General features: G+C 62.1%; 27 protein-coding genes. 7 read left to right on the top strand and 20 right to left on the bottom strand.

Translation table 11 applies throughout. The annotated features are described in order from the left end of the window. Positions 1-29: 29 nt before the first annotated feature. A complete protein-coding gene (locus LB564_RS22590) occupies positions 30-203 on the bottom strand; it encodes a hypothetical protein (protein WP_181173723.1) in 174 nt (57 codons plus the stop codon). A 107-nt stretch (positions 204-310) separates the two neighbouring features. On the opposite strand from LB564_RS22590, the gene LB564_RS31525 reads away from it, so the two are divergent. Further along, positions 311-445: a hypothetical protein gene (locus LB564_RS31525; protein ID WP_263491497.1), complete on the top strand. Its 135-nt coding sequence runs from the start codon at positions 311-313 to the stop codon at positions 443-445. Between the two features lie 35 nt (positions 446-480). On the opposite strand, the gene LB564_RS22585 is transcribed toward LB564_RS31525, so the two are convergent. Further along, a complete protein-coding gene (locus LB564_RS22585; RefSeq protein WP_140707275.1) occupies positions 481-678 on the bottom strand; it encodes a hypothetical protein in 198 nt (65 codons plus the stop codon). Between the two features lie 364 nt (positions 679-1,042). On the opposite strand from LB564_RS22585, the gene LB564_RS22580 reads away from it, so the two are divergent. Beyond that, positions 1,043-2,185 carry a flavin-containing monooxygenase gene (locus tag LB564_RS22580; RefSeq protein WP_224541296.1) on the top strand — a complete coding sequence of 381 codons (1,143 nt, stop codon included), beginning with the start codon at positions 1,043-1,045 and terminating at the stop codon, positions 2,183-2,185. Between the two features lie 1,035 nt (positions 2,186-3,220). Here the strand turns inward: LB564_RS22580 and LB564_RS22575 are convergent. The 7 genes from LB564_RS22575 to LB564_RS22545 form a co-directional block, all read right to left on the bottom strand. After that, positions 3,221-5,341, bottom strand: a complete 2,121-nt coding sequence (locus tag LB564_RS22575; RefSeq protein ID WP_224541090.1) for a molybdopterin-dependent oxidoreductase — start codon at positions 5,339-5,341, stop codon at positions 3,221-3,223. Between the two features lie 87 nt (positions 5,342-5,428). Then, on the bottom strand, positions 5,429-5,626 hold the full coding sequence (locus tag LB564_RS22570) for a hypothetical protein (protein WP_224541088.1): 198 nt from the start codon (positions 5,624-5,626) through the stop codon (positions 5,429-5,431). A gap of 1 nt (position 5,627) precedes the next feature. Beyond that, positions 5,628-7,505 carry an ABC-F family ATP-binding cassette domain-containing protein gene (locus LB564_RS22565; RefSeq protein ID WP_224541087.1) on the bottom strand — a complete coding sequence of 626 codons (1,878 nt, stop codon included), beginning with the start codon at positions 7,503-7,505 and terminating at the stop codon, positions 5,628-5,630. Between the two features lie 136 nt (positions 7,506-7,641). After that, positions 7,642-8,094 carry a MucR family transcriptional regulator gene (locus tag LB564_RS22560; RefSeq protein WP_084636740.1) on the bottom strand — a complete coding sequence of 151 codons (453 nt, stop codon included), beginning with the start codon at positions 8,092-8,094 and terminating at the stop codon, positions 7,642-7,644. Positions 8,095-8,255: 161 nt separating this feature from the next. Continuing rightward, positions 8,256-8,459: a hypothetical protein gene (locus LB564_RS22555; RefSeq protein ID WP_140710685.1), complete on the bottom strand. Its 204-nt coding sequence runs from the start codon at positions 8,457-8,459 to the stop codon at positions 8,256-8,258. Further along, positions 8,452-9,378: a DMT family transporter gene (locus tag LB564_RS22550; protein WP_224541085.1), complete on the bottom strand. Its 927-nt coding sequence runs from the start codon at positions 9,376-9,378 to the stop codon at positions 8,452-8,454. The genes LB564_RS22555 and LB564_RS22550 overlap by 8 nt, the downstream gene beginning before the upstream one ends. A 45-nt stretch (positions 9,379-9,423) precedes the next feature. Then, positions 9,424-10,257, bottom strand: coding sequence for a hypothetical protein (locus LB564_RS22545; RefSeq protein WP_224541083.1), 834 nt, complete (start codon positions 10,255-10,257; stop codon positions 9,424-9,426). A gap of 111 nt (positions 10,258-10,368) precedes the next feature. On the opposite strand from LB564_RS22545, the gene LB564_RS22540 reads away from it, so the two are divergent. Next, positions 10,369-11,328, top strand: a complete 960-nt coding sequence (locus LB564_RS22540) for a LysR substrate-binding domain-containing protein (protein ID WP_224541081.1) — start codon at positions 10,369-10,371, stop codon at positions 11,326-11,328. 59 nt (positions 11,329-11,387) lie between these two features. Here the strand turns inward: LB564_RS22540 and LB564_RS22535 are convergent, their stop codons facing one another. Continuing rightward, positions 11,388-11,900: a DinB family protein gene (locus LB564_RS22535; protein WP_224541079.1), complete on the bottom strand. Its 513-nt coding sequence runs from the start codon at positions 11,898-11,900 to the stop codon at positions 11,388-11,390. A 191-nt stretch (positions 11,901-12,091) separates the two neighbouring features. Between LB564_RS22535 and LB564_RS22530 the strand changes: the two genes are divergently transcribed. After that, complete coding sequence (locus LB564_RS22530; RefSeq protein ID WP_224541077.1) at positions 12,092-12,784, top strand: glutathione S-transferase family protein; 693 nt, start codon at positions 12,092-12,094, stop codon at positions 12,782-12,784. 82 nt (positions 12,785-12,866) lie between these two features. On the opposite strand, the gene LB564_RS22525 is transcribed toward LB564_RS22530, so the two are convergent. Continuing rightward, positions 12,867-13,139: a DUF2934 domain-containing protein gene (locus LB564_RS22525; protein WP_224541075.1), complete on the bottom strand. Its 273-nt coding sequence runs from the start codon at positions 13,137-13,139 to the stop codon at positions 12,867-12,869. A 304-nt stretch (positions 13,140-13,443) separates the two neighbouring features. On the opposite strand from LB564_RS22525, the gene ndk reads away from it, so the two are divergent. Further along, positions 13,444-13,866, top strand: a complete 423-nt coding sequence (ndk, locus tag LB564_RS22520; RefSeq protein ID WP_023701900.1) for a nucleoside-diphosphate kinase — start codon at positions 13,444-13,446, stop codon at positions 13,864-13,866. 62 nt (positions 13,867-13,928) lie between these two features. Here the strand turns inward: ndk and LB564_RS22515 are convergent, their stop codons facing one another. From LB564_RS22515 to LB564_RS22490, 6 genes are all read right to left on the bottom strand, one after another. Continuing rightward, entirely contained in the window at positions 13,929-14,693 is a 765-nt protein-coding gene (locus LB564_RS22515; RefSeq protein ID WP_224541072.1) for a YbaY family lipoprotein, read from the bottom strand. 96 nt (positions 14,694-14,789) lie between these two features. Next, positions 14,790-15,269 (bottom strand): molybdenum cofactor biosynthesis protein MoaE, encoded by a 480-nt coding sequence (locus tag LB564_RS22510; protein WP_224541070.1) that lies wholly within the window; start codon positions 15,267-15,269, stop codon positions 14,790-14,792. A gap of 5 nt (positions 15,270-15,274) precedes the next feature. Next, positions 15,275-15,532 carry a molybdopterin converting factor subunit 1 gene (gene moaD, locus LB564_RS22505; RefSeq protein ID WP_140710698.1) on the bottom strand — a complete coding sequence of 86 codons (258 nt, stop codon included), beginning with the start codon at positions 15,530-15,532 and terminating at the stop codon, positions 15,275-15,277. Position 15,533: 1 nt separating this feature from the next. After that, positions 15,534-16,130, bottom strand: coding sequence for a CDP-diacylglycerol--glycerol-3-phosphate 3-phosphatidyltransferase (gene pgsA / locus LB564_RS22500; protein ID WP_140710699.1), 597 nt, complete (start codon positions 16,128-16,130; stop codon positions 15,534-15,536). Positions 16,131-16,230: 100 nt separating this feature from the next. Next, positions 16,231-18,297, bottom strand: coding sequence for an excinuclease ABC subunit UvrC (gene uvrC / locus LB564_RS22495; RefSeq protein ID WP_224541068.1), 2,067 nt, complete (start codon positions 18,295-18,297; stop codon positions 16,231-16,233). After that, positions 18,294-19,058 carry an SDR family oxidoreductase gene (locus LB564_RS22490; protein ID WP_224541066.1) on the bottom strand — a complete coding sequence of 255 codons (765 nt, stop codon included), beginning with the start codon at positions 19,056-19,058 and terminating at the stop codon, positions 18,294-18,296. The genes uvrC and LB564_RS22490 overlap by 4 nt, the downstream gene beginning before the upstream one ends. Positions 19,059-19,471: 413 nt before the next feature. Here LB564_RS22490 and LB564_RS22485 point away from each other — a divergent pair, with 413 nt between their 5' ends. Then, positions 19,472-20,125 (top strand): outer membrane protein, encoded by a 654-nt coding sequence (locus LB564_RS22485; RefSeq protein WP_224541063.1) that lies wholly within the window; start codon positions 19,472-19,474, stop codon positions 20,123-20,125. Between the two features lie 78 nt (positions 20,126-20,203). Here LB564_RS22485 and LB564_RS22480 read toward each other — a convergent pair whose 3' ends face one another. Both LB564_RS22480 and LB564_RS22475 read right to left on the bottom strand, forming a co-directional pair. After that, complete coding sequence (locus LB564_RS22480) at positions 20,204-20,800, bottom strand: glutathione S-transferase (RefSeq protein ID WP_224541061.1); 597 nt, start codon at positions 20,798-20,800, stop codon at positions 20,204-20,206. Positions 20,801-21,248: 448 nt separating this feature from the next. Then, the gene (locus LB564_RS22475; RefSeq protein WP_224541059.1) at positions 21,249-21,659 is read right to left on the bottom strand and encodes a hypothetical protein; all 411 of its coding nucleotides are present in this window, start codon (positions 21,657-21,659) and stop codon (positions 21,249-21,251) included. Positions 21,660-22,317: 658 nt separating this feature from the next. Between LB564_RS22475 and LB564_RS22470 the strand changes: the two genes are divergently transcribed. Then, positions 22,318-22,629, top strand: a complete 312-nt coding sequence (locus LB564_RS22470) for a transcriptional regulator (RefSeq protein ID WP_224541058.1) — start codon at positions 22,318-22,320, stop codon at positions 22,627-22,629. A gap of 55 nt (positions 22,630-22,684) precedes the next feature. On the opposite strand, the gene LB564_RS22465 is transcribed toward LB564_RS22470, so the two are convergent. After that, complete coding sequence (locus tag LB564_RS22465) at positions 22,685-23,299, bottom strand: LysE family translocator (RefSeq protein WP_224541056.1); 615 nt, start codon at positions 23,297-23,299, stop codon at positions 22,685-22,687. Positions 23,300-23,374: the final 75 nt, after the last annotated feature.

Genomic DNA, 23,374 nt, shown 5'->3' with positions numbered 1-23,374 from the left:
AACTGTGCCAATTCGGCGGAGTGGAAAGCTCAGCGTTTCGGATCAACGCCCATGTCCGCCGACTGCCGGCGCAGCGCTTCGCGGTCGTTCTTAGGCGCCGGCAACAGCAGCGGATCGACACTGTCGGGCACCTCTTCGATCATCTTGCGGGCGAGACGGTAAGTGACAAGGGCAAGCGTGCCAACCAGAAGCAAACGGATCATGCGGCGGTCCTCCTTCGCTGGATCAACCGAAGGCAGGGCAATTTGTTCCCTCGGCAAGGGCGGCAACCAAACCGGCAGCACCTCGTTCTCAGTTGGAGGAGGTAGCGATGAAAAAGCCAGGACTGATCCTCGCGCTCGTCGCTTTGGCTCTCTCGGCCTGCGACAACAAACTGCCACCGACAAAGGCGACCGGAGCGGATCGAACCATTGCCGTCGTCAACACCGGCATTGCCGGCCAGTGAACGGTGCCTTCGGGAGAAGAATGGCCGGGTCCGCCTCAACCCATCGCCGCGATGCATTCCTCGAGGCGCTCGAGGCGGAACTTGGCATTGCGCAGTTCATGGCCCGCCTCCTGGCGCCGCTGCCGGTTCTGGGCCGAGGCGGACGTCAGGTTTTGTTCGAGTTCAGCGATGCGTGCGCGCACCTGCCGTGCTTCGTCCTGCCGCAACGCCTTTATCCAGTTCCGTCCGCGCATCCACGGTCCCGCACCACCCCAAGCCGACCGCAATCATGTCAGCAAGAGCCTAACTTACGGCAAGCGCGGATAGTCCAAATTTAATGAAAGCTAATTAGCGCTGGGGAAGAAGGCCGGCGCCGCTTGGGAGGTAATCTGATAGCGCCGGCCAGGCGGATATCAGGTCCGCCGCATGACGGAGGCTAGCTGAGTCTTGCCGCAGCGTCATGGGAGATCAGGGATTTCAGCCTTTTCCGGGCGTTTTCCCCCGGTAAATGCCGCGAAAAGGGCGCCTTCAAGTCGCAAGCCGCTGCCTGGATGTCGGTGGCGCCGCCGCCGGGTTTCTGACATTGTGCGCCGGCGAATGGAGGCGGAGACGCGGTTGTTGCAGGACAGCACCACGGTCGCGATCATCGGCGCCGGGCCGGCGGGCCTGGCGGTTGCCGCGTGCCTGCGGCAAGCCGGGGTGGATTTTGTCATGCTCGAAAAGGAGCAGCAGGCCGCGCCGGCCTGGCGACGCCACTATGAGCGCGTGCACCTGCACACGACCAGGCGTTATTCCTCACTGCCCTTCGTGCCCTTCCCCAAGGATTATCCGCGCTATGTGCCGCGCCATCTCGTGGTCGAATATCTCGACGCCTATGCGAAGCGTTTCGGCCTCGAGCCCCGCTTCGGAGAGACGGTGCGGGCGATCACCCGGCAGGGCCGCGGCTGGCGGGTGGAAGCGACGTCCGGCGCCTTGCACGCTTCGCATGTGGTGATCGCCTCCGGCTACAATGCCGAACCGTTGCTGCCCAAATTCGCCGGCATCGACGCCTTCAAGGGCAAGACGCTGCACAGCGCCGACTATCGCAACGCCGTGCCATTTGCCGGCCAGTCGGTGCTGGTCGTCGGGATGGGCAATACCGGCGCCGAAATCGCGCTCGATCTGGCGGAAGCCGGCGCCCGGCCGACGATCTCGGTGCGCGGCGGCGTCCATATCGTGCCGCGCGAATTGTTCGGCGTGCCGATCCAGATGGTTGGCATGGCGACGCGGTTCGGGCCGCGGCGCCTCAATGACGCGCTGTTCCCGGTCATCCTTGATCTGGTGCTGGGCAGGCTGGAGAAATTTGGGCTCAGGCGGCCGAAGCAGGGGCTGCTGCAACAGATCTCGTTGGCGTCGCGCATCCCGGTGATCGATGTCGGAACCATCGCCAAGATCCGCGAAGGCGCGATCAGGGTGGCGCCCGATATCGCCGGGGTTTCGGAACGTGGCGCCCGTTTTACCGACGGCAGCCAAGGCGAATTCGAAGCCATCCTCTTCGCCACCGGCTACCGGCCAGGTTATGCCAAATTCCTCGAACCCGGCGTCGAGCCCGGCCCGAGCGGCGTCAATGCGCGCGCTTCGGATCTCGGCCTCTATCTGGTCGGCTTCCACAATGCGGTCACCGGGCTGCTGCGCGAAATCGGCATCGAGGCCCAGGCGGTGGCCGACGACATCCGCCAGCGGCAAAACAGGAAAAAGGCGGCTGAACCCTTGCCGGTGTGATTTGCGGCCTGCCTTATCCCAGCACAGTCTTCAGCAACATGCCGGCGATTCCTTCGCTAGAGCGGTTCAGCGTTTGGAATCGCTGAACCGCTCTAACCCTTTGTTTTTACGCAATTCCGGACGGAAACCCGTTATACACTTTCCTGGAATTGCTCTAGCCTGGCGGCGACAAGCGCCGCCATGTTGGATCCAGGTTGGGGTGGGTGGCGGCCCCAACCGGAGCCCATTTACGGTCGAATGGGAAACCGCCAGCCACGGCCGGCAGAGCCAGAATATTGGGTGGCGGTGGTGAGCTTGCGCAAAGCGCCCCTAAAGGGTGTTGCAAAGCCCAGATGCAAAATCGTAGCCTTAAACTGGAAATTTGTGCGAGACTTCGTATTTCATAAATGAGACCACGCGGAGCTTCATGGAGCCTCTCAAATATAGCAATTTCCTAAGAATTTTGGTCCTCCCAAGAATGGTCGAGGATTTTAAATATGATTTATCAGAAAAAGATCTATTTACTAAAATTCTCGATGCGAAGAAAAATCACAGCATCCTGAAAATTAGATTGCGCTTAGACAACATTAACAAGAAATTCTGGATTGAAGCTGGATTATACAGAAACATAACGACTTTTAAGGGAAAATTTATCGAAAATAGGACGGGTAACTTTGTACACGGCTCATTTGTGAATAGTGGAACGTGGATATCATATCCTGCTTTGATTTTATCCTTTCTTGGTTGGATATATTTTCTGATAACAGGTATAAAGTCCCAAGAGATGTTTCTCTATTTCGCTTTTTTTGCGATTTTTCACATGGCAATTTCCATTTCGTTCTATAACCACATACAAAATATTTTAATCTTTCTTGCAAATGAACTGAAGGTCTATCCATCTCAAAGCGAAATCATTTCGAACCACTCCTGAATTTCGCGACACATAGCCCTCGCTGAAGTCTCAACAATATTATCTTTTCAGCTATGCACGGCGCACCGCCGATATTTGCTGTTGTTGCTGCCTCGCCAGATGCACGATCGGAGATCCCTGACCGGCTAGGCCGCCAGCTCGCCCGCCTTGCGCAGCCACACCTTGTTGTCGTGGAAGGCGGCGCCGCCATAGGGCGCGGGGGCATCGGCGCCGGTCAGCACGTTGATGCCCTCGCCGCGCTCATGGGCGCTGTTGGGCCAGATGCCTTCGGCGATCACCACGCCGCGCTTGATGCCGTCGAAGAATTTCGCGTGCAGCACGAGGTCGCCCCGCTGATTGCCGACCTCGACACGGTCGCCATCGGCAAGCCCGAGGTCCGCCGCATCGTCTGGATGCAGGAGCAGTACCGGCCTGCCTTCCTTTTCCTTCGACACCGGTGTCTCGGCAAAGGTCGAGTTGAGGAAGTTGCGCGCCGGCGAGGTCGTCAACCGGAACGGATGCGCCTCGTCGGCCACCTCGATCAGGTCGACATGGTCGGGAAACTCCGGCAGCAGCGCCACCGGGCCGAACAGGCCCATGCTCTTCGGTGGCCGGTTGGGAGCCGCCTGCCCGGTCCAGTCGGCGCGGAAGCGGAATTTGCCGTCCGCATGGCCAAATCCTTTGATGAAATGCGCGGTCTCGAAATCCGGCTGCAAATCGACCCACTTCTCTTCCTTCAAGGAATTGAAGCTGCCCAGCCCGCGCTTGCCCAGAATGATGTCGATATGCTGCTGCTCGGTGAGGCCGAAGCCGGGCCGGTCGGACACGCCCAGGCGCTTGCCGAGTTCTTCGATGACGAAATGGTTGGTGCGCGGTCCTTCCGGCGGCTCGATCAGCTTGGGGCCGAGCGTGATGTGCTGGTTGCCGCCGCCCTTGTAGACGTCGTCATGTTCGAGGAACATCGTCGCCGGCAGCACGACATCGGCGAGCTTGGCCGTATCGGTCATGAACTGCTCGTGCACACAGGTGAACAGATCGTCGCGCAGGAAGCCCTGCTTCACCAGCCGTTGCTCGGGCGCGACATTCACCGGATTGGTGTTCTGGATCAGCATGGCCGTCACCGGCGGTCCGCCATAGAGCGCATCGCTGGCGCCGGTCAGCACCGGGCCGATGCGCGAATGGTCGAGATAGCGGATCGAGGGATCGCGCATCCTCGAGCCTTCCAGCACATCCTGGTTGAGCTTGAAGATGCCGGAATTGGAATGGAAGGCGCCGCCGCCCTCATATTGCCAGGCGCCGGTGACCGCGGCGATGCAGGACGCCGCATGCATGTTGACGGCGCCATTGCGCTGTCGGGCAAAGCCGTAGCCAAGGCGGAAATAGGTCCTTTTCGTCGTACCGACGAGGCGGGCGAAGGCTTCGATCTCGGCGACCGTCAAGCCGGTAATCCCGGCCGCCCATTCCGGCGTGCGGTTGCCGAGATGCGCTTCCAACCCCTTCGGATCATCGGTGTATTTTTCGAGATAGGCGCGGTCGGCCATGCCTTCCCGGAACAGCACATGCATGACCGCGCAGGCCAGCGCGCCATCGGTGCCCGGCTTCAGCACCAGGCCCATATCGGCCTGCTTCATGGTGGCGTTTTCATAGACGTCGATGACGACGATCCTGGCTCCGCGCTCCTTGCGCGCCTTGATGGCGTGGGTCATCACATTGACCTGCGTGACTACGGCATTGGTGCCCCAGATCACCACGCAGTCGGATTTGGCCATTTCACGCGGATCCGGACCGCGCAAGGCGCCCGCCCCCATCATCCAGCCGGTCCAGGCGAGATTGGTGCAGATCGAGCCGAAGAAGCCCGAGTATTTCTTCGCATGCCGCAGCCGGTCGATGCCGTCGCGCTGCACCAGCCCCATCGTGCCGGCATAGTAATAGGGCCAGACCGTCTCCGAGCCGTATTTCTCCTCGGCCGCGATGAACTTTTCGGCGACGAGATCGAGCGCGGCCTCCCAGCTTGCTTCCTGCCAGACGCCGTCGCCCTTGGCCCCTTTGCGCACCAGCGGCTTCAGCAGACGGTCGGGATGATGGACACGGTCGGCATAGCGCGCGACCTTGGCGCAGACGACGCCGGACGTATAGCTGTTGGCCTTGGCGCCATGGACGCGGCCGATGCGGTTGCCATCGAGCAATTCGACCTCGAGCGCGCAGGTCGACGGGCAATCATGCGGACAGGCCGAATGGCCGATGCGAAGCTTGGCGTGCTGGTTCATGGCATTTGTCTAGCGGGTTTTGACGGTGGCGTGTAGGGCCAGATAAGCGGCTCGCCCTCTGGCAATGTGCATTCCGCCAGCCGCCGATTACGGGTCACGTCTCTTGAGAAGCGCATTGTAAGCGCCGCATTTCGGGCAGCGCATGTGTCGTTCGATATGCTCCTCGCCCGCCTCGGTGTCGACCGCGCTCAGGTCGGCCTCGCCACAATCAGGACATTCGACATTTGCCTTCGGATCGAGCGCCAAAACCTTCCCAGCTTCGATCCAGGCATCTGTCGACGTCATGCTACTCCGCCGTCCCTTCCTCATATTCCGCCGACATGGTCAGCCATTTTTCCTCATGGCCGGCCAGCGTCTGGGCAAGCTGCGAGCGTTCCTTGGCGAGCCTGGTCGCCGTCGACGGATCCTTCTCATAGACCGCCGGGTTGGACAGTTCGTCCTCGATGCCGTCGATGCGCTTGCGGATACGGTCCATCAGCGCCTCGGTGGCGCGGATTTCCTTGGCCAGCGGCTCGAAGGCGGCGCGGCGTTGAGCGGCCTCGCGGCGGCGGTCGGCCTTTGAGGCTTTTTCCGCCTCGCGTCGCTCGCGGCGATCGCCGGAGACGCCGGTGACCAGCGTCTTATAATCCTCCAGGTCGCCATCATAAGGATTGACCGCGCCGTCCTTGACCAGCCACAGCCGGTCGGCCGTTGCCTCCAGGAGATGGCGGTCGTGCGAGATCAGGATGACTGCGCCGGGAAATTCGTTCAGTGCATGGATCAGCGATTCGCGGCTGTCGATGTCGAGATGGTTGGTCGGCTCGTCGAGGATGAACAGGTTTGGCCCCTCGAAGGCCGACAGGCCCATCAGAAGCCGCGCCTTCTCGCCACCGGACAGGTCCTTGGCGGGCGTGTTCATCTTCTCGGTCGTGAGACCGAACTGGGCGACGCGGCCGCGCACCTTGGCTTCCGGCGCCTCCGGCATAAGCCGGCGGACATGCTCATAGGCATTTTCCTCGGGACGCAGGTCGTCGAGTTGGTGCTGGGCGAAGATCGCCACCTTCAGCCCGGGCGCCACCGTCATGGTGCCGGTTTCCTGCTTCAGACGACCCGACAGCAGTTTGGCGAAGGTCGACTTGCCGTTGCCGTTGGCGCCGAGCAGCGCGATGCGGTCGTCGGCGTCGATGCGCAGCGTCATCTTCTTCAGGATCGGCTGGCCCTCGGTATAGCCGACATTGACGTTGTTCAGCGCGATGATCGGCGAAGCCACCGTCTTCACCGGTTCCGGGAACGAGAACGGACGCACCGAGTCATTCACGATCGCGGCGATCGGCTTCATCTTTTCCAGCGCCTTGATGCGCGACTGCGCCTGTCTTGCCTTGGAGGCCTTGGCGCGGAAGCGTTCGACGAAGGATTCCATGTGCTTGCGGGCGGCTTCCTGCTTGACCCTACCCTTTTCCTGCAGTTCCTTCTGCTCGGTGTATTGGCGCTCGAACTGGTCGTAGCCGCCGCGCCAGAAGGTCAGCTTCTTCTGGTCGAGATGGACGATCGAGTTGACGGCGCGGTTGAGCAGGTCGCGGTCGTGCGAAATCAGCAGAACCGTGTGCGGATACTTCGAAACGTAGTTCTCAAGCCAAAGCGTGCCTTCGAGGTCGAGATAGTTGGTCGGCTCGTCGAGCAGCAGAAGGTCCGGCTCGGAAAACAGCACGGCGGCCAACGCCACACGCATGCGCCAGCCGCCGGAGAAGGACGAGGCCGGACGGCGCTGCGCGGCGTCGTCGAAGCCAAGGCCGGCCAGGATGGTGGCGGCGCGGGATTCGGCCGAATGCGCGTCGATGTCGGCCAGCCGCATGTGGATGTCGGCGATGCGGTGCGGATCGGTTGCCGTCTTTTCCTCTTCGAGCAGCGCCGTGCGTTCGAGATCGGCCTTGAGCACGATCTCGATCAGCGGGTCCTCGGTTCCTGGCGCTTCCTGCGCCACCTGGCCGATGCGCGTGTTCTTCGGCAGGCTGATCGAGCCTGTCTCGGAGGGGAAATCGCCTGTTATGGCCTTGAACAGCGTCGTCTTGCCGGTGCCGTTGCGGCCGACAAGACCCGCCTTGGTGCCGGCCGGCAAGGTGAGCGAGGCGTGGTCGAGGAGCAAGCGCCCCGCCATGCGGAGTGAAAGGTCGTTGATGATAAGCATGGCCGCGCTTTTGCACTGGACGTCAACGCTTCGCAAGACCTTGCGGGCCAGTTGGCCGCACAAGGCCTGGGAACGGTGCACACAATGCGCCGCCAGAGCAGCCGATCAGTGGCTTGCCATATCGGCCAACAAGACCTCAGGCAGTGGCCTTGCCCCGCTTTGTCGCCTTGGCCACGACTGCCGGCGCGGCGGCCGGCTTGCGGCCAAGCCCCGTCGATTTCGCCAGCGCCGACCGGGTCGCGGAGTAATTCGGCGCGACCATCGGATAGTCCGGCGGCAAGCCCCATTTGGCCCGATAGTCATCAGGGCTCAAACCGTAGTCTGTCCTGAGGTGCCGCTTGAGCGACTTGAACTTCTTTCCGTCCTCCAGGCAGATGATGTAGTCGGGAAATACCGACTTTTTCGGATTGACGGCCGGAACCAGACTCGGGCTTTCAACGACAGCCGCCCCAGCCAGCTTGCGAACCGAAGCACTGACGCTGGCAATCAGGTCAGGCAGGCCGGAAGCCGGAAGCGGATTGTTGCCCACATAGGCCGAGACAATATCGGCGGTCAGCTCGATAACGGTCTTATCCTCGATATTTGACAATTCTTTCACCTTATTTGCGACAAAGTCGTCTACCCCAGTGAAGACTTTTGTCGATGTATCTCTTTAACCGCGTCCCCCAACGGACAGCCAAGTCCCAAAACGAATCAAGACTTGGCATCAACTACTTTTATGGGAAATCGACGTCGCGCAAATTAGAAAATCTAATACTTGGAGGCGGCAGACTTGGTGGGGCGGCTGTCGGCCAATATCTCAAGAATACGCTTCCAGTGGGCACAACGCCCGAAATCCTTCTGTTCAATCGCCTTTTCGGCCTTCATCGCGGCGTAAAGTGGCGCCTCGGCGCCAAACTCCTCGATGAGCCAATGCGCTTCCTGCATGGCCAGCCGTTCATCATCGTCAAACATGGTTTTCCGTCTCCGCACGTTCCAGGCCGACCGCGACGCAACTGCCGATGACAAGGACGGCTCCGGCAACGGCGACCATCGTCAGCCGTTCGCCCGACAACGTCAGCAGCAGCGTCGAAGCGATCGGCGTGAGATAGGCAACGACCGCCACCTTGCCGCTGCCTCCGAGCTTCAAGGCGCGTGACCAGAAGTAATAACCCAGCCCCATCGGGCCGGCGCCGAGATAAAGCCCGAGGGCCAGATCCACCCCGGTGGGCCAGGCAACGCCTTCGCGAGCCGACCATACAAGCGTCAAGGCGACGCCAACCAGCGACGAGGGCAGCAACAGGCGATCCGGCGACGTGGCGAGCCGTCCCACCATCACCGAATAGAAAGCCATGCACAGCGCGGAGCCGAATGCGGCCAAATAACCTACGAGATCGCCCTGTAACCAGGTGTGGTCACGCCCTCCCGAAATCACCAGCGCGACGCCAACGAACCCGAGGGTCGCGGCAAGGCCCAGCAGCGCCGGACGCCGCGGATTTTCGAAGGCGATCACCGCGGCCGCAACCATCAAGGGCCAGGTGTAGGCCACGAGATTGGCTTCGATCACGGGCATCGAGGCAAACGCGATATATTGCAGCACCATGGTGCCGACCAGACCGATGAAACCGACCGCCAGCGGTGCGAGCCTGGCGCTGGCCGCGGCCGGAGGGGACCCCTCGCCGCTCATGAACCGGATCAGGGCGAAGACCATTGCGGCGCCCGCAAATTGCAGAAACTGCACCTGCGACACCGGATGGGTCGCCAGCAGGGATTTGCCGACCAGGGCGTTGGTCGACCACAAAGCCACCGCGCCGGCGGCAAAGACCAGCGCGGATATCGGTCCCGATCCATGCCGCAAGAACCGGCATGGATCCCTGTCTCCACATTCGACCATGATCCTGTCCGAAAGCCTGTTGCCACTTTTGGGGATCATGGGTCGTTACCAGGTTTCCCTGGCTCCGCCCGGAACCGGGGCTTCGGTAGGGGCCGGTGAGGGATGTTCCGCCTCGAACCGTCGATAGGCCGGCAGCTGATTGGTCCAGACATCTTCCGCCAGTTCGTTGACCCATTCGCGGTCGTGGTCGTTGTCGGCGGCAAGATAGAACATCCTGTTGTCGTCGACATAGGGCTTGGCCACCGAGCGCTGGTTGAGCACCAGCGTGACGCGCTCGCCGAACTGGATCGGCGCCGTGCGGTGCAGCACGCCCAGGAACTGGCCGAGCGTCGCGTATTTCATCTTGTGATCGATGCGCATGATGCGGTTGCGCGGAATCTCGCGGCCGGATTCCAGAATGGCGCGGCCGGTCTCGGAATCGTCGCAATAGATTTCGAGATGGCCGCCGACCAGCGGATCGCTGATCGACAGCGGAATGAGCTCGGTGACCGGAACGCCGTCGCAATGCCATTCGACGGCGCCGTCCCGGGGATTCATGAAGGTAACGGTCGAACCGACGATCGACAGCGGATAGGGCTCCAGCTTCGTGCCCATCATGTCGGACAGCCGCTCCAGACGCAACTTGTCGTGCAGCAACTCCTTGATTTCGGGGATGAAACGGTCGGCGCCGGTGATGAAGGTCAGATCGAGGTGCTTGTGCACGGCATGGCTGGCCTTGAGCTTCAGGGCAGCCTCCTCGATCGCGGCAAGCAGTGCCGGGTCATAGCCATGCAGATACTGCGCAACGCCGAAACTCGACACTTTCCAGGCGGTTTCGTGGCCGATAATGGCCTCGCGGCTCATCGCATAGCGCAGTTCGGGTATGGTATGTGCGTTCATAGTACTTCTCCAAGTGGGGGCAAACACTTGGTTAACAGTCGATTAAATTAGTCCCCCCTGTAAAATTAGGAATGCTAGTGCTACCGTAAGCCCAGCTTAAGGTCGAAACCCGTGCGTCTGCTCAGTCAGGTCAACCTCAATTCGCTGAAGATCGTGGAGAGTGCCGCGAGGCACGGGAATTTCACGCGTGCCGGCGAGGAGCAGTTCATCACCGCCTCGGCGGTCAGCCAGCGCGTCAAGAGCCTGGAGGATCAGCTGCGTTTCAAGATCTTCCAGCGCGGAGGCAATGCGGTGTCGCTGACGCCGGAGGGCGAGACCTATGTCTCGCGCGTTCGCGAGGCGCTGGAGCGGATCGTCGCCGCCAGCATGGAAGCGACGGGGCAATCGCAGGAACATGTGCTGAAGATATCCGTGCTGCCGACCTTTGCCGCGCGCTGGCTGTTTCCGCGCCTGCCGCTGTTCCAGCGGCAACATCCCGATATCGTAATGCGGGTTTCGACCTCGTACGCGACGCATGAGTTCACCACTTCCGAGTTCGATCTCGAAATCCGCTATGGCGACGGCCATTTCAACGGGCTGCCCTGCGACCTGTTGTTTCGCGAAGACCTGACGCCGGTGTGCAGCCGCAGATTGTTCCATGAGGTTCTGGGCGGCAAGCCGGTGTCAAAAGTGACGCCGGACGACCTCAAGCACTTCACGCTGCTGCATTCCGACACCTGCACCCAGAACTGGCAATCCTGGCTTGGTTTCGCCGGCGCCAGTTTCGTGCTCAGCGAAACCAAGAGTATCTATTTCGACTCGTGCATGATGTCCTACGAGGCCGCCAATGCCGGCATGGGTTTTGCCGTGGCCAACCGCGCCTATATGGCCAGCGATATCCGCGCCGAAAGGCTGGTCGCTCCGTTCGCCGTCCACCATCCGAACACGGCCGGCTGGTATTTCGTGTCGCCCCACAAGAGCCTTGCGGCGCGCAAGGTGCTGCGGTTCAAGCAATGGGTGATGGCGGAAGCGGCTCTGACACAGAGCCAATTGGACGACGAAGTCACCGGCGTGGCTTCGGCGGCTGGCTGAAAAAGCGGCGATAGTCCGCGCGAACCGCTCGCCCTCGACTGTAGACGCAACCATCCGGATCAGGCGAAGGCCCGGCCTTCCTCGGTGCGCTGGAAATGCGCCAGGTCAAGCGGCACGGACGGGCGGCCGAGAACCGTCAGGATCATATGCGCCTGGCCTCGGTGGTGCGTCTGGTGGTTGAAGACATGGGCCAGCGCGGGCGCCAGGCGCTGCGAGACGGTGCGCATGTCCGATACGGTCATGTAGGTGAAACGACCCGACAGCGCCTTGTCGCTCAAGCCTCCGAGCCAGTCGATAATCCGCCGGTCCTCGGTCTCGCGCGCTGTCCTCAGGACAGGCAAGGCCCGGTACAATATAGCGTCCAATGTCGTCGGCGCGGCGCCTTCGCCGGTGAAGCGCTTCATCCAGATGCGATCGGCGGCGAGCAGGTGGTTGAGCGTGCCCATCAGCGAGCCGAAGAACGCACCGACGTCGCGATTGAATTCCTCGTCGTTGAGATCGTCGGCGGCATCGTAGATGCGGCCATTGGCCCATTGATTGTAGGCCGCAAACATCATGAAGTGCTGTTTCATCTTTCTCCCGCCGCGCCTGTTTCGGGTGCCGGGAGCGATACCTAGAGCAATTCACCGTTTCACGGAAACGGTGAATTGCTCTAACTGTTTGTTTTGACGCAATTCCCAAGGGAAAGCGCTGCGCGCTTTTCCCGGGAAAACCGCTCGCACTTTTCCTGGAATTGCTCCAGACCGCAAAGGAACCCGTGCCAATGACCATTCTGCTCTATGATCTAGTTGGCCGTGACGAGGCGCGTCCGTTCAGTCCGCATTGCTGGAAGGCAACAATGGCGCTGGCCCACAAGGGGCTCGATATCTCGACCGCGCCGACGCGTTTTCTCGACGTGCCGGCCGTTGAGGGCGGCGTCTCGAAAACCGTTCCGGTGATCCGCGACGGCGACAAGGTCGTCGCCGATTCCTTCGCCATCGCGCTTTATCTCGAAGAGGCCTATCCGGATCGCCCGACGCTGTTTGGCGGCGAAGGCGGCAAGGCGATGGCGCGCTTCATCGAGCGCTGGTCGCAATTGACCATCCACCCTTATGTCACCGCCGCGGCGGTGGTTGACCTCCACGCCATGCAAGACGAAGAGAACGCCTCGTATTTCCGCAAGAGCCGGGAGCAGCGCCTCGGCAAGCGGCTGGAGGACGTCGTCGCCGCACGCGATGCCGGCCTGGCTACCTTCCGGGCGGCGCTGGAGCCGCTCCGCTCCATGCTGAGCTATCAGCCGTTTATCGGCGGCGCCTCGCCGCTGTTTGCCGACTATATCGTTTTCGGCGCACTGCAATGGGCACGCATCGCCATGCCTTACAAATTGCTCGACGACAGCGACGTGGCGGCGCAATGGTTCGCCCGCTGCCTCGACCTGCATGGCGGACTGGCACGAAAGGTTTCCGCCGCGGCGTGACGGCCGCAAACGCAGGCCCTGCCCGTCAGGCAGCCTGAGCGCCCCTCGACCTGTTGCGAAAATCAGCGGCGGGTAGCTGTCGCTACTTGGCCGACTTCTTTGGCTTGCTGGCTTTCGGCTTGCTGGCTTTCGCGGCGGCCTTTTCTTCCTTGGGGGCGGCTTTTGCCTTGCCGACGGCAGCTGCCTTCTTGGCTGGTTTCTTGCCTGTCGACGGGCTACCGGCGTCCTCCCGATCGACGTCGGCCGCCGCCTGGTGCCAATGGCGTTCGTGGTGTCCGGCCGGTTGCCCTTCTTCCTGCCAGATCTGATGTGCGCGGTTGCGAATGCGCTCCTGACGATCGTCTGTCATGGTCATGTTGTCTCCATGCGGGCCGACTTCAGCGCGGCGCCGACCGGGCAACTATAGCAAGCAATCCGTTGCTTTACAGCCATCTGATCCTGCCTGCCTTCAGCGACCAGCCACGGAAGCGCTGGCCGTTCGACGCTCGCTTTCGCTCCCCAGCCCATTCGGGCTGCTGATAAAACCGGACAACTCATCTGCTACCTAATCCGGACAACTCGTCTGCTTACGACAGGACCGCTCCTCACCCCTTGGCAATCAGCCGGGCGGCTTGTATAGAGCCCGCCACTCTCAATTCAAATCCAGACAAGGACCACCCATGGCGCTCGAACGCACCTTCTCCATGATCAAGCCGGACGCTACGCGGCGCAACCTCACCGGCGCCATCACCAGGATGCTGGAAGAAGCCGGCCTGCGCGTCATCGCCTCGCGCCGGGTGTGGATGAGCCGCCGCGAGGCGGAAGGCTTCTACGCCGTCCACAAGGACCGTCCGTTCTTCGGCGAGCTGGTTGAGTTTATGTCGTCGGCGCCGACAATCGTCCAGGTGCTGGAAGGCGAGAACGCCATCGCCAGGAACCGCGAAGTCATGGGCGCCACCAACCCGGCCAACGCGGCCGAAGGCACCATCCGCAAGGTGCATGCGCTGTCGATCGGCGAGAACTCGGTGCACGGCTCGGACGCGCCGGAGACCGCCGCGCAGGAGATCAAGTACTGGTTCTCGGACACCGAGATCGTCGGCTGAGCCGACACCGTAACGCTCCATGCGAAAGGCCGGCGTTTCGCCGGCCTTTTTCTTGAGTGCAATCAGCTCGCGGCGCTGAAGCGCAGGATTTCGCGGCCGTCCTTGTCCGAGATGACGAGCCTGCCGGCATCGACATTGAATGAAGCAGCCTTGGCCAGCGCACTGAAAAGCGCTTTTTCCTCGGCCATGACCTCGGGCGCGCAAGCCTTGTAGGTCGAGCCTATATCGCTGATCGCGATGGTCTGGCCATCGACCTTGGCGGTGGCGAAATAGGTGTTGCAGGGGCCGCTGCCGCCGGCCTTGCCAGCCTCGCTGACCCTGAAGGTCGCTTGCGGCGCGGCGATGGTGCCAACGCCGTCGACATAGTCGACCAGCCAGACCTGATCAAAGACAGAAGCCGCCGGCTCGGCGTTCGGTGCCACCATCTTCAGCATGACGGTCTGGGGCGCGTCGGTCAGCGGATCGACCTGATGGCGCATGTCGGAGATGAACATCAGTCTGCCATCGACGACGATCCGAGCCTGCAAGGCATAGGTCATCCTCGGCTCGATGAGCGAAGGGTCGAATTTGATCTCGAAGCTGATCGGCACCTGGCCGGCCGGCTTGACGGTTTGCTCGCCGATGATCTTGGCCGGCGCGTCGGCGAGCGAGACATCGGCAAGCTGGACGGAAAGCACGGCGCTGGGTGGCAAGGCGATGCGCTCGCGATAGATCACCTCGCCGCTCACCGTCTTTCCGGCGGCCACGGAGAGCTCCGGCACCGCCAGGATACCGACGACCAGAGGCACGAAACCGAAGACGAAGAACTCCGCGAGCCTGTCCAGCATGACCATCTCCCTTGCCCCGGACTGCCAAACCCCAGGCTGATCAACCTCACGCAATTGGCCAAAGGATTGCGGTCAATGCATGGCTGCGGCAGGGATTTATTCGGAGGGCGATTTCCAGCGCTTTGCCGCTTCGGCGTCGGTTTCCTTGGCTTCGACCCAGCCGCCCTCGGAGCCGTCGGTGCGATGTTCCTTCTTCCAGAAGGGCGCGCGTGACTTGAGGTAGTCCATGAGGAAGTTCGCCGCCTCGAACGCCGCCTGGCGGTGCGCGGAAGCGGCGACCACCAGCACGATGTTGTCCCCCGGCGCGATCTTGCCGTGGCGGTGGATGACGGTGAGACCTTGCAGCGGCCAGCGCTCGGTGGCTTCGGTTGCGATGCGGCCGATCTCGGCTTCAGCCATGCCGGGATAATGCTCAAGCTCGAGTGCCGAGAGCGCACCCTGCTCGTCGCGGCACAGGCCGGAGAAGGTGACCACCGCGCCGATGTCGGCGCGGCCTTGCGTCAGCCCGGCGATTTCGGCCGCGACGTCGAAATCCTGGCGCTGGATGCGCACGGTCGGCACCAGGACGGCCGACATGAGTGTCAGCCCCCGGTCATCGGCGGAAACAGCGCGATCTCGCGCGCGCCCGATATCTTCTCGCGATGGTCGACATGTTCCTGGTTAATGGCAACGCGGATCACGTCGGGATATTGCAGAGCGTGCTGGTAGCCTTCGCCGCGCGATTGCAGCCAGCGCAAGAGGTCGGCGACCGTCTCGATGCCGGCGGGCAATTCCACGTTTTCCTCGGGCATGCCGATCCGTTCGCGCACCCAGGCGAAATAGATGAGACGGGTCGTCATCTCACTCGTCCATGATGTGCTTGAGGCCGGCGCGGAAATAGTCGTAGCCGGTATAGAGCGTCACGAGGGCAGCGATCCACAAGAGCACGAGTCCGGTCTGCGTGGTCAGCGGGAAGATCTTGTCACCGGCAGGGCCTGCCAGCAGGAAGGCGATGGCCACCATCTGGATAGCGGTCTTCCATTTGGCAAGCTGCGTCACCGGGACCGACACTTTCAGCGCCGCCAGGTATTCACGCAGACCCGAAACCAGGATCTCGCGGCACAGGATGATGATCGCCGCCCACAGCGACCACCCGGCTATGCCGGCATGGCGGTCGGTATCGGCGGCCAGCAGCAAGAGACAGGTTGCGACCAGAAGTTTGTCGGCTATCGGATCGAGCATCTTGCCGATGTTGGACGTCTGCTGCCAGGCCCGCGCCAGGTAGCCGTCGAGATAATCGGTGATCGAGGCCAGCAGGAAGATGATCAGCGCCGACCAACGCGCGAAATCGCTCGATTTCAGGTGCCCTTCGAGAAAAAAGCACAGCACCACCAGCGGCACCGCGACGATGCGGGCGTAGGTGAGCATGTTGGGCAGGTTAAACGCGCGCTGGGCCATATCTGGTGGACTCTTTCTGCCTGCGTACTCAAATCAGAAGCGGATGTAGGGGGTCAACAGCCGAGATTCGATTGGCCAGACGAAAATAGCACCCTGACCGTCAGCTCTCATGGAAATGATTGTAGACCAGTTTTGCCACTTGCTCGGAAATACCGTCGACCTTGACCAGATCCTCGACCGCGGCGCGGCTCACCGCCTTGGCGGTTCCGAACGCCAGAAGCAGCGCCCGTTTGCGGCCGGGACCGATTCCGGCGATCTCGTCGAGCGGGCTCTTGACCAGTTCCTTCTTGCGGCGCGCCCGATGCGAACCGATGGCGAAGCGGTGGACCTCGTCGCGCAGGCGTTGGACGAAATAGAGCACGGGGTCGCGCACGGGGAGCGAGAACGAGTCCCTGCCCTTGACGAAGAAGCGCTCGCGGCCAGCATCGCGGTCCTGGCCCTTGGCGATACCGATGGCGACGACGCGGTCCTCGATGCCGAGATCGGAAAGGATCTTGCGCACCGCCGTCATCTGGCCCTGGCCACCATCGATGAGGATGACATCGGGCCAGGCAGGGAAGCTCCCGGAGATGTCGTCCTCGATATCCTCACCTGGATCCCCTTGGGCCGTGTCGTCGGGGGCAGCATTGCCATGTTCCCTGAGCAATCGCGAAAAGCGCCGCTCCATTACTTCGCGCATCATGCCGAAATCGTCGCCCGGCGTGATCTCCGTCGAGCGGATGTTAAATTTCCGGTACTGGTTCTTCACAAAGCCTTCCGGCCCCGCGACGACCATGGCGCCGACCGCGTTGGTGCCCATGATGTGCGAGTTGTCGTAGACTTCGATGCGCACCGGCGGCTTGGCCAGGCCGAAGGTCTCGGCGAAACCGGCAAGCAGCCGGGCTTGCGTCGAGGTTTCGGCCAGCCGACGGCCAAGCGCCTCACGCGCATTCTGCAAGGCGTTGTCCGTCAGGTCCTTTTTCTCGCCGCGCTGCGGCACCGAGATCGCCACCTTGCGGCCGGCACGGGTCGAGAGCGCCTCGGCCAGCAGTTCCTGGTCCTCGACGGTCTGCGACAAGAGGATGGCGCGCGGCGTCGGCTTGTCGTCATAGAATTGCGCCAGGAACGAGCCCAGCACTTCCGATCCTTCCAGCGCCGGATCGGCCTTCGGGAAATAGGCGCGGTTGCCCCAGTTCTGGCCGGTTCGGAAGAAGAACACCTGGATGCAGACCTGGCCGCCTTCCTGATGGATGGCGAAGACATCGGCCTCGTCGACGGTCGCCGGGTTGATGCCCTGATGGCTCTGCACATGCGACAAGGCCGCCAGCCGGTCGCGATAGATGGCGGCGCGCTCGAAATCGAGATCTTGCGAAGCCTGCTGCATGGCGGCCGAAATCTCGGTCTTCACCTTCTGGCTGCGGCCGGACAGAAAATCCTTCGCTTCGGCGACCAGCTCGGCATAACCCTGATGCGAGATTTCGCCGGTGCACGGACCGGCGCAACGCTTGATCTGGTAGAGCAAGCAGGGCCGCGTGCGGTTCTCGTAGAAGGAATTGGTGCAGCTTCTGAGCAGGAAAGCGCGCTGCAGCGAATTGATGGTGCGGCCAACGGCGCCCGCCGAGGCAAACGGGCCGAAATAGTCGCCCTTGCGCGAGCGCGCGCCGCGGTGCTTGTAGATGCCGGGCGAGACGTGGTCGCCGGTCAGAAGAATATAGGGGAACGACTTGTCGTCCCGCATCAGCACATTGAATCGCGGCCGCAAACGCTTGATGAGATTGGCTTCGAGCAGCAGCGCCTCGATCTCGGTGCGGGTGACGACGAACTCCATGGTCGACGTCTCGCGCACCATGCGCCCGATGCGATTGGTGTGGAATCTGCCTTGCGCGTAGTTTGTGACACGCTTCTTCAGGCTGCGCGCCTTGCCGACATAGAGCACGTCGCCGGCGGCGTTCATCATCCGGTAGACGCCGGGCGCATTGGGCAGCCGCTTGACCAGTGTCTGGATCACCTCGGCGCCGACCATGCCTTCGGCGTCGCCGGCATGCGGCGTCCAGTCGATGGCCGTGAAGGCGACATCCGGGCCGGCGGGCTCGACGATCTCCTCGATCGCCTCATCCTCGAGGTCGATTTCGGGAGGAAGATCGTCGGCGCCGCCGCGCGCCTTGTTCTTGTGATCCAAAGGACTCATTCCGTCATGCCTGTCACATCGGGCGTCTGCCATGCAAGATGCTGGCCGCCATCGAGGGCGATCATCTGGCCGGTGATCGAGCGCGCCTCCCAGAGATAGCGGATGGTGGCGCCGAATTCCGGCAATTCCGGGCCGCGTTTCAGGATCAGGCCGGCGACCTGCGCATCAAAGTCGGCATCGTCCTGGCGCGCGTTCTTCAGCGTCGGACCCGGCCCGATCGCGTTGACGCGAATGCGCGGCCCGAGCGCCTGCGCCAGCATCTGCGTCTGGGTCCACAACGCCGATTTGGACAGCGCATAGGAAAAATAGCGCGGCGTCGGCCGCCAGACACGCTGGTCGATGACGTTGACGATCAGCCCCTCACGCCCTTGCGGCAAGGAGCGGGCGAAATTCTGCGCCAACAGCGCCGGCGTCTTCACGTGAATGGCAAAGTGGCGATCCCAGGCCTGCCAGTCGAAATCCTCGACGGAATCATCGACGAAAAGCGATGCGTTGTTGACCAGCAGCGAGATTGGGCCGAGCGCCGCTTGCGCCTGGCCGACGAGGTGGCCAACAGCATCCATGTCGGTCAGGTCAGCCGCTACCACGGCGGCGCGTCCGCCCGACCGGTTGATCCCCGCGGCCAATGCATCCGCCTCGTCGTGCGAGCGATTGGAATGGATGGCGACCGCGAAACCATGGCTGGCCAGGTCCTCGACGATCGCCTTGCCGATCCGTTTCGCTCCACCGGTCACCAGCGCCACGGCAGCGGCTGTGCTCATCTGTTGTCAATCCTCAATTTCGGCCCGAAAACGCGACGCCGGCGAAATATGGCCCGGCATGCGTTAAACGGCGTTCGCACCTGGGGCAGCATTGTGGCGAAGTGCCCAGTCCGGCAGGCTGAGCCCTCTTGGACGCGGAACCGCCGGACCGCAATATAGGACGCTGGACTCCTTGCACCAAGCGGTGTGCGGCGCAGCATGATCTCGCTGCTGACATTTCGCTGTTGCGAAGATGCAACGTCAAGGTTCTGCCTCATTCGTGCCGGGGAATGACCCAAGTTCAGGTTCGGTTCAGCCGCATTTTGACACGACATTTGGAACCGACGAACGCCAGATCCGTTTCACCCCCCGGACGGGTTGATGGCGATCGTGAGAAACAAGCCTGTGTCCTGTGGCTTAAGGAGTAAAGAACAATGCAAGCCAATCTCAAATTCGCACGGCCGCTGGCTGTTGCGCTCGGGCTCTTCGCCCTCGGTGGTACCGCTTATGCTGCGGACGTCGTTTCGGAAGAGCCGCCGGCACCCGCTCCGGTTGCCGAACTGCCCGTCGCCTCGTGGGCCGGTCCCTATGCCGGTATCAACCTCGGCTACGGCTTCAGCGGCCGTACCAAGGAAAAGGATGCCGGCTTTGAAACCGACACCAAGGGCTTCGTCGGCAGTGTCTTCGGCGGCTATCAGTGGCAGCAGGAGAACTTCGTGTACGGCGGTGAAGCCGAACTCGGCTACAACGGCGTCAAGGGCGACGACAACGGTGTCCACTCCAAGGGCGGCTTCGAGGGCTCGCTGCGTGCCCGTCTCGGCTACGCCGTAACCCCGGAAATCCTGCTCTATGGCACCGGCGGTCTCGCCGGCAAACACCAGAAGGTGGAAGATGACACCTTTGGCAGCGACACGGCGACCATGCTCGGCTGGACGGCCGGCGTCGGCACCGACATCAAGCTGACCGACAACGTGTTCGGCCGCGTCGAATATCGCTACACCGATTTCGGCTCGAAGAGCTTCGACGGTATCGGCAAGGTCAAGGCGACGGACAACCGCGTCACCTTCGGCGTCGGTATGAAGTTCTAAGTCGTTCAAGCCACGACACGAAAAGCCGGGCCTCGCGCCCGGCTTTTTTGTGCGGTCTCTGCTTCTTTGTGCGATCTCTCAGGCCGGCACCGCCGACTTCAGTTCCGGAAATTTCTCGTCGAAGCGCGCGGCCCAGCGGGTCAATCGGCCCCGGCCCTTTTCCCATTGCCCGCCGAAGCGCAGCGACAGGTAGCCAAGGGTGGCGCGCAGCGCCATCTGGCCGGCCGTGATCTTCTTCGGCAGTTTGGGCGGATTGGCATTGAGCAGATCGAGTGCGGACGTGATCTTGGCCCACTGGCGGTCGAGCCAGGGCTGATAGACCATCTCTTCGGGACGGGTGCGGCGTTCGTACACCATCGACAGCGCGCAATCGCAGATACCGTCAGCCAGCGCCTCCAGAACTTCCGCTTCCAGCCGCTTGTCGGGATTGCGCGGCAACAACGCGCTCTTCGAAATCCGGTTGAGGTGCTGGGTGATGGCGCGGCTGTCATAGATCGAGCGCCCATCGTCGAGCACCAGCACGGGAATCTTGCCGAGCGGATTGGCGTTGATCAGTTCGGCCGGTCTGTCCTCGGTCTTGATCGGCACAAGATCGATGGCGACCCCGGCATAGGCCGCGGCCATCCTTACCTTGGAGCTGTAGGGAGAGGTGGATGCGTAGAGCAGCTTCGGCATGATCGGGTTCCTGTTTGCGGACATCCAGTGTCGACCGCAGGGCGGTTGTGATCAATCGCCAGGATAAAAAAACAGCAGCCAGAAACCGGTTGCGGTTTCCGCCCGGCGTCACGAGAAGCCCAAACTGGAAGCCTACAAACCGATATGCTGTAAAATGTCAGCAGGCCACGACAGCAAGCTGCCGGGATTCAAATCCTCGCATACGCACTTTACCGGTGCCCACACTTCACAAGGGCCAGGCGTCGCGCCGAAACCTTCGCCGATCCCGGCAAGGACAGAACAAGGCGGGCGAGCGAGGCAGCCAACCGGCGCCTCGCTTTGCTTGCCCCCTCGGCCGATCCCAATGCTCAGCCCCGAGGGCTGAACCCGCTGCCGAATTTGCTCCGATCCAGAGCGCCAGAGCGTCCTTGCCGGATCCCGAAGGACACGCGACGCCCCGACGATCCGTCTACTTCTTGGCCGGAGCCTTCGCCTTCGCAGGCGCTGCCTTTGCCTTCGGCGCCGGGGCCTTCTTCACCGCCGGCTTGGTCGCGGCGGCGGCTGCTTTCGCAGCTGGCTTGGTCGCTGCTTTCGCGGCCGGCTTTGCGGCAGCTTTGGCGGCTGGCTTTGCCGCGGCTTTCGCGGGCGCCGCCTTCTTGGCAGCGGGCTTCGCCGCCGCCTTAGCCGCGGGCTTGGCCGCTGCCTTGGCCGCTGGCTTCTTGGCCGGTGCGGCTTTCGCTGCCGGCTTCGCTGCCGCCTTCGCGGGCGCTGCCTTCTTCACTGCCGGCTTCGCGACAGCCTTGGCCGCCGCCGGCTTCTTGGCCGGTGCTGCCTTGGCTGCCGGCTTTGCCGCCGCCTTGGCAGGTGCTGCTTTCTTCACTGCCGTTGCGGCCTTCGCCGCGACTGCTTTTGCGGGTGCTTTCTTTGCCGGTGCCTTGGATGCCAGTGCCTTGGATGCCGGCGCTTTAGATGACTGCTTAGCCATGTCATGCCCCTTCACGTTATGCCGATGGCCGTGAATGACCTCGGCGCGCAATGCATATCTGACTCGCGTCTCGCTAGCCAGCGAAGCAATGGTATGATTTTCTCAGTTTAAATTTTGGTTGCGATCGACACACAATCACACTCATCACCGGAAAAATCCGCTGTTGGTCTTCCGACGTCGCCAGCAATTTGACGCCGGCATTCTCGACGCGAGGCCGCCATCAAGCGCCGAAGAATAGCGAACTGCTTCACGCATGATCTTCGGCCGTCAATATCATGACCCGCCATCTCATCGAGGCGATCATCTTTTGCAGGCGAGCGGTTCGCGCGGATCACGAGCGCGATGCGACACACAATCTGAAGATCACCTTGTCAAGCAGGCGTCAAGCTCCTGCCTTCTGGTTGACAGAATACTCTGCGTGACAGAGTATTCTGTCAAAGAATGGAATCGTGCTTTCGATTTCGGCCGTGCAAAGGAAAAGGGATGCCACCTCTGTCCGAGATTGCCGGGTCACGCGGCGACAGCTCAAGGCTTGTCGCACTGGAGCCTCTCGATGAGCGCGGATGACATTATCCACCAGAGTACACGGCTCAGGATCATGGCCGTCCTCAACACGCTGGAAAGGCGCGAGGCACTGGAGTTCCCCCAGTTGAAGACCATGATCGAGGCCACCGACGGCAATCTCGGGGCGCATCTCGATACGCTGGCCAGAGCTGGCTATGTCGATATTGAAAAGCTTTTCGTCGGACGTCGGCCGCGGACACGGATCAGCGCGACGACGGCCGGTCGGCGGGCCTTTCGTGGTCACATTGCTTTTCTTCGCAAGCTCATCGATGGGGCTGAGCCGGCGCGACGCAGGAAATAGTGGAGTTCCCCGTCCCGGACCAACGAGCCGCGCCAGCTCTTTGCCTGGAATTGCCTCAGCGCGTGGCGACAACCGCGACGCCGGCGCCGATCATCACGCCGCCCGCCGCGCGGTTGACCCGGCGCACGATCCTGGGCGTGCGCAACAGATTGCGAGCGCGGCCGGCGAGAACGACGTGTCCGCCGATCACCACGATTTCGACAGCCAGGATCACCGCGATCAGGATCCCGAGATGCGCTGACGTGAGCGCGGTTCCGACGACGTTCGGCAGCAGCGCCACGTAGAACAATGGCATTTTCGGATTGCCGAGGTTGAGGGCGACACCCGTGGCGAAGATCGACAACAGCCCTCGCCGCCCGGAGACAGGCTTCAGCTCCGGCACCACCGGCGCGGCCGTCCAGAGCCTGATGCCCATCCAGATCAAATAGGCCGCGCCGCCATACCGAAGGACGGTCATGACGAACGCCATCTTGGTGGCGATTATCGACAGGCCAAAGGCGGCGAGCACCAGAAAGATGAGGATGCCGACCACGGTGCCCGCACCATAGGCAACGCCCGACGCGGCGCCGCTGGAGATCGTGCGGGCGACGATCGTCATGTTGTCTGGGCCAGGACTGGCGGCGAACACGAAGAACGCGGCGGCGAAGGCAAGGATGGTGGCAAGGTCCATGGGACTCCCGAAAGTGATGTTGCTCTCGGGTGTTCAGGTTAGCCGATGCGGCCGCCGCAGGCATCAGAAAAATCA

The organism is Mesorhizobium sp. ES1-6 (assembly GCF_020164775.1).
In the GTDB taxonomy this organism is placed as follows: domain Bacteria; phylum Pseudomonadota; class Alphaproteobacteria; order Rhizobiales; family Rhizobiaceae; genus Mesorhizobium.
This window is presented reverse-complemented; position numbering and strand designations above follow the sequence as displayed.

Bases quoted from the DNA above. Each gene is read 5' to 3' on its own strand.
- LB564_RS22590 (WP_181173723.1), bottom strand. From the start codon at position 203: ATGATCCGTTTGCTTCTGGTTGGCACGCTTGCCCTTGTCACTTACCGT.
- LB564_RS31525 (WP_263491497.1), top strand. From the start codon at position 311: ATGAAAAAGCCAGGACTGATCCTCGCGCTCGTCGCTTTGGCTCTCTCG.
- LB564_RS22585 (WP_140707275.1), bottom strand. From the start codon at position 678: ATGCGCGGACGGAACTGGATAAAGGCGTTGCGGCAGGACGAAGCACGG.
- LB564_RS22575 (WP_224541090.1), bottom strand. From the start codon at position 5,341: ATGAACCAGCACGCCAAGCTTCGCATCGGCCATTCGGCCTGTCCGCAT.
- LB564_RS22570 (WP_224541088.1), bottom strand. From the start codon at position 5,626: ATGACGTCGACAGATGCCTGGATCGAAGCTGGGAAGGTTTTGGCGCTC.
- LB564_RS22565 (WP_224541087.1), bottom strand. From the start codon at position 7,505: ATGCTTATCATCAACGACCTTTCACTCCGCATGGCGGGGCGCTTGCTC.
- LB564_RS22555 (WP_140710685.1), bottom strand. From the start codon at position 8,459: ATGTTTGACGATGATGAACGGCTGGCCATGCAGGAAGCGCATTGGCTC.
- LB564_RS22550 (WP_224541085.1), bottom strand. From the start codon at position 9,378: ATGGTCGAATGTGGAGACAGGGATCCATGCCGGTTCTTGCGGCATGGA.
- LB564_RS22545 (WP_224541083.1), bottom strand. From the start codon at position 10,257: ATGAACGCACATACCATACCCGAACTGCGCTATGCGATGAGCCGCGAG.
- LB564_RS22535 (WP_224541079.1), bottom strand. From the start codon at position 11,900: ATGAAACAGCACTTCATGATGTTTGCGGCCTACAATCAATGGGCCAAT.
- LB564_RS22530 (WP_224541077.1), top strand. From the start codon at position 12,092: ATGACCATTCTGCTCTATGATCTAGTTGGCCGTGACGAGGCGCGTCCG.
- LB564_RS22525 (WP_224541075.1), bottom strand. From the start codon at position 13,139: ATGACCATGACAGACGATCGTCAGGAGCGCATTCGCAACCGCGCACAT.
- ndk (WP_023701900.1), top strand. From the start codon at position 13,444: ATGGCGCTCGAACGCACCTTCTCCATGATCAAGCCGGACGCTACGCGG.
- LB564_RS22515 (WP_224541072.1), bottom strand. From the start codon at position 14,693: ATGCTGGACAGGCTCGCGGAGTTCTTCGTCTTCGGTTTCGTGCCTCTG.
- LB564_RS22510 (WP_224541070.1), bottom strand. From the start codon at position 15,269: ATGTCGGCCGTCCTGGTGCCGACCGTGCGCATCCAGCGCCAGGATTTC.
- moaD (WP_140710698.1), bottom strand. From the start codon at position 15,532: ATGACGACCCGTCTCATCTATTTCGCCTGGGTGCGCGAACGGATCGGC.
- pgsA (WP_140710699.1), bottom strand. From the start codon at position 16,130: ATGGCCCAGCGCGCGTTTAACCTGCCCAACATGCTCACCTACGCCCGC.
- uvrC (WP_224541068.1), bottom strand. From the start codon at position 18,297: ATGAGTCCTTTGGATCACAAGAACAAGGCGCGCGGCGGCGCCGACGAT.
- LB564_RS22490 (WP_224541066.1), bottom strand. From the start codon at position 19,058: ATGAGCACAGCCGCTGCCGTGGCGCTGGTGACCGGTGGAGCGAAACGG.
- LB564_RS22485 (WP_224541063.1), top strand. From the start codon at position 19,472: ATGCAAGCCAATCTCAAATTCGCACGGCCGCTGGCTGTTGCGCTCGGG.
- LB564_RS22480 (WP_224541061.1), bottom strand. From the start codon at position 20,800: ATGCCGAAGCTGCTCTACGCATCCACCTCTCCCTACAGCTCCAAGGTA.
- LB564_RS22470 (WP_224541058.1), top strand. From the start codon at position 22,318: ATGAGCGCGGATGACATTATCCACCAGAGTACACGGCTCAGGATCATG.
- LB564_RS22465 (WP_224541056.1), bottom strand. From the start codon at position 23,299: ATGGACCTTGCCACCATCCTTGCCTTCGCCGCCGCGTTCTTCGTGTTC.